Source organism: Halomonas sp. (assembly GCF_041689495.1).
Taxonomy (GTDB): domain Bacteria; phylum Pseudomonadota; class Gammaproteobacteria; order Pseudomonadales; family Halomonadaceae; genus Halomonas.
Genome location: NZ_JBDNGD010000399.1, coordinates 1 through 4,242 on the forward strand (window position 1 = coordinate 1; position 4,242 = coordinate 4,242).

The window sequence follows — 4,242 nt, forward strand, 5'->3', positions numbered from 1 at the left end:
CTCCAGAAAATGGAGCCTTCTGTGGCAAATGACAATTTTCTTGAGAAAAAGGGGCCAGAAAATGGACCCTTATCGACGCTTTTGGCGAGTTTATGTCTCCAGAAAATGGAGTCCTTACTAAGTTACCAGGGGGTATGTGGTTCTGGCCTCACCAACCAGCACCCACGATGCGCTGGGCACTGTGCCTCGCACCCAACCGGAACCATGCCGACACCCAACGACCCGGCAGACAACCATCCAGATACCGCCGGCATCGGCCGGAGTTGTGCTCAGGAGACACAGAGCGCCTCGACCCTGTCCGAACCTACCTCGACATTAACGACTCTCACAGGGCCTCACAGAGCGATCTACAGGTCCCAGGAGCACCAGAACAAGCCCGAGGCGGTGCGTGAGAAGCTGCTGCTGCGGAATCAGCTTGCCATGGACAACTTTTCCGGAAGACACCGATTCCTCCTTGGAAGGTGTGGGAATATCCTCCGTAACTAACTTGAACTCGTTATCTGATGCGTCGCTCATCTGGCCTGCCTTTCCACAAGGCGCGCTTGCTTGGGATCGTAGACATAGCCCTTTATCGTGCCATCTTTGATCCGCTCTACGGCTTCATCCACAATGGACAGCGGAACGAGGAACCACTCACGCGGGACAACGGGATTGCCGAAGCGGTCCATCATCTCGATGTCGAGCCGTGCGGGTTCAAAAATTCGGTGGATTAAGTTTTCGAGCTTGGTGCGGTTGATATTGAACAACTCGTAGGTCGCTACGACCTCAACATCCGCCATCATGAATGTCGGCTGGAGCCGCGCGCCAGCGATACGCTGCGCGACGCTCATGTTAGTGACCCCGATCTTGTGTATAAGATCGCGGTTTTCTGCGACAACCGGGTTATCGGATTTGCTGCGCAAGACATAGATCGTGCCACTAGCCTCGTCGCCGTCGATAGTATGATGCGCAAACAAGGGACCAGGGTCGGGATCAGTAATGCGTCTGCCTGCTTCGTCCTTATTCAGGGCGCGTTGAAGCGAGCGCATGAGCATGTTGCTCTCCGTGCCATTATCGAAGATCACGCGCAGCCTCGCATCCGTCCGCCCCTGTGCTGTGATGGTCGTTTCGCCCATCTCCGCGACATAAGCTTTCTGTCCGCCGACGATGAAGAACCGCCCTTGCTGTATATCGGCCTTCATCTCGAATGGCCGAGTTTTCCGCAGGCCGCTATCCAGATCGTTCTGCACTTGCTCGAAAAGAGGTTTGAACGTCCCAAAATCTTCGCATTTTTCGCGATTAGCGATTTCCTCGGCAGCCTTTTTATCGGCACTCGTCCGAACGTGTTTTAGCTCTGTGATCGGCGGGGCCTCGGCCTCGATGCCAAGCTCTGCAAGGAGGGCATCGTCATCCAACTCGTCGTTCGGCAAAAACGACGATGGTACTGACCCGGCCAGAAGTCCCTGATGATCGATCGGCTCGACCAGGTCCCGACAATCCGGCTGTTCGCGGATACGGTCAAGGCGAACGGCATACAGACGTTCGAAGATGTCACGGTCTTCGCCATGCTGCGGCGCTCGACCATGTTCTTCGACAAAGCGCTGGATTTCTTCAAATCCCGCAATAATACGCTCTTCGCGGGGTGTGCGGCTCTGCGCTGTCTTCTCCTCAACTTCAACGCCAAGCTCGGTCAGAAGAGCGTTGTCGTCCTCGGTGAACTCCTTAACCATTGGCAGCCTCCGCTTTCATGCGGGCAAGGAAGGCAACGCCTTCGGCCATTTTCTTTTCCCATGCGTCAGGCGATGTGATCGAGGGCAGCCGTCCGCGCTCCTGCTTGAATTTCACGGCGCGCCGCGCCAGGTCACGCGCTTCTTCGGGCGTGAGCTTTACTTTCTTGGCCGAGATGACGGCTTGAACCTGCTTCAGGCTTTCCTCGCTCATCGTCTTGGCGAGGATGGCATAGGCCTCGCTGAACGGGTTGATCCGGTCGATCAAGTCGATGTCGAGGTCGCGCACGTCCATCACGAATTTCCGGACACCGTAGATCAAAGCGGTGTTTCCACTCTTCTCGGAATCTTCGCCTTCGACCGCCGCTTCCTTGGCCTTCTGGGTGAGGTTCAGCGCCGCGATCGCATGCTGGCGCACGGCTTCCTGATCCCCTTCGTCAAGCTCGGGGTACTTGTCCTTGATGATCTTGCCCATGCGCACCTGGGTCAGCTCTTCAGAAACAAGCTCCTCGTCGAACAGCCCGCGCTCGACGGTAGTTTTGTCCTGTGCGAACGCAGCGATCACCTCGTTCAGGTCTTCCTGACAGATGCGCTCGGCTTCCTTGCTCTTCGGCTCGACAAGCCCCTTGATCTCGATCTGGAATTGGCCGGACTCCTCGTTGAAGCCGACATTGCACTCGCCTTCCTTGTATCCGCCTTCACCGTAGTCAAAGCCGGGGGCTGGTCCGCTATCCGGTTTCTTGGGCGTGAAGTTGAAACGCGGCGCGAGCACCTGCTCCATGAGCAGGCTGGCGGCGATGGCCTTCAGCGTGTCGTTCACGGCCTCGGTGACGGCCTCCTCTGCGGCATCCGGCTCTGCGATCAGGTTAGTAAAGCGGGCGCGGGCCTTGCCCTCGGCGTCACGGGTGGCTCGACCGATAATCTGGACGATCTCGGTCAGGCTCGATCGGTAGCCAACCGTCAGCGCGTGCTCGCACCAAATCCAGTCAAAGCCCTCCTTGGCCATGCCCAGGGCGATGATGATATCCACATGGTCACGATTATTCTTCTGCGCGGGGACCTTGAGCGCCGACGAAACCTTTTCACGTTTGACCGGATCGTCATCGACCAGATCGGCGATCCGCAGAACACGACCGTCCGACCGCTCCACAAGCTGGAAGCCTGTGGCGGGGTCCGTCCCCTGCCACGCGCCAAGTTCCTCAATGATGTGCTCAACTTCTCTGATCTTGTCCTTCGTGCTCTCGCGCGAATTGACGGATGGGATGTGGATGATCGTCTTCTCGGCGGGGTCTAGCACTTTCAGGATGTCGTCGGCATAGGCGCCGGAATAGAAGTAATAGCCGATATCAAGCGTCTTCAGATACTTGTAGCCATTCAGCTGCTCATAGTAGGTGTAGGAGACGGTGTCGAATTTCGCCTCATCATGGGGCATCAGCACGGGTTCGGTATCGCCCCGGAAATATGATCCGGTCATGGCGACGACATGTACCTTGTCCCGCGCGATCAGCTCGGTGAGTTGTGCGCCCAGCTTGTTGTCGGGGTTGGCCGAAACATGATGGAATTCATCCACGGCGATCAGGCGGTCATCGAAGGCCTCGACGCCGAATTTCTCGACAGCATTGCGGAAGGTCGCGTGCGGACACACAAGCACGCTGTCATCGCTTTTCAGGAACGCGCCCACAGAGTCGGCCTTGCTGCCGTCGGCGCCAGGCGCGTTGCAGAGGTTCCATTTCGGTACGACATGCCAGTCTGCCCAAAATCCAAAGTCACTGAGCGGCTCATCGGCAAAGCTCGACCCGATGGATTTTTCCGGCACGGTGATGATGGCCTGCCGAAGTCCCTGATTGTGCAGCTTGTCGAGCGCGATGAACATGAGCGCACGGCTCTTGCCCGACGCGGGCGGCGACTTGATTAGGAGATACTGCTCGCCCCGCCGCTCAAAGGCGCGTTCCTGCATCGGTCGCATACCAAGCTCGTTCGACTTGGTCGAACTGCCGTTGCGGGCATAGGTGACGGAAACAGACGGTACGGATTTATCACTGCTCATTTTTGTGCCTCGCCTGTTGTTCGGTCTTTTTCAATTGCTTTAATAAGCCAGCTCGGCGGATCGGTGATCTGGCTGTCAAATATATTTTCGGGAACGTCCCTCCAGAATTGGAGAATCGCAGCGGAAAACGCTTCAAGGTTCTCGTCGGTGACTTTCAAATTCTCATAGCTCGGAGAAAACCACATTTCTCCGATTTCCCCACGCATCGCCGCAAGGGGATGCTCCAGAAACTGTGGGTAGCTATTCGCCAACTCTGTGAGAGAAGGCCCGTCGCCGTGTTTGTGAACGTTCACAACAAGGCGGCATGCGTCCAAATCTGGGAAGAAAGCGGAATCCCTAAGAGACCAGCCAAAGCTTTCCAGCAACTCGAAGAGATCAACGATGTTCTTCATCCAAATGCTTTGCTTAGTCACGTCTCCATGATGCCAGTGCCGGACTTCATCAACCAGCCACTGCCGTAGGTTTTTCTCCCACTCGTGGAAGAACCCC

At 56.6% G+C, this 4,242-nt stretch carries 2 protein-coding genes and 1 pseudogene; all 3 read right to left on the reverse strand.

Annotated features, from left to right (window positions below; all coding sequences use genetic code 11):
* Positions 1 to 512: 512 nt before the first annotated feature.
* A complete protein-coding gene (locus ACESMD_RS12645) occupies positions 513 to 1,709 on the reverse strand; it encodes a GIY-YIG nuclease family protein (protein WP_372613699.1) in 1,197 nt (398 codons plus the stop codon).
* Positions 1,702 to 3,753 carry a pseudomurein-binding repeat-containing protein gene (locus ACESMD_RS12650; protein WP_372613701.1) on the reverse strand — a complete coding sequence of 684 codons (2,052 nt, stop codon included), beginning with the start codon at positions 3,751 to 3,753 and terminating at the stop codon, positions 1,702 to 1,704. Before ACESMD_RS12650 ends, ACESMD_RS12645 begins: the two co-directional genes overlap by 8 nt.
* Positions 3,750 to 4,242, reverse strand: a pseudogene (locus ACESMD_RS12655) (hypothetical protein); the annotation flags it as partial. The gene ACESMD_RS12650 and the pseudogene ACESMD_RS12655, both read right to left, overlap by 4 nt.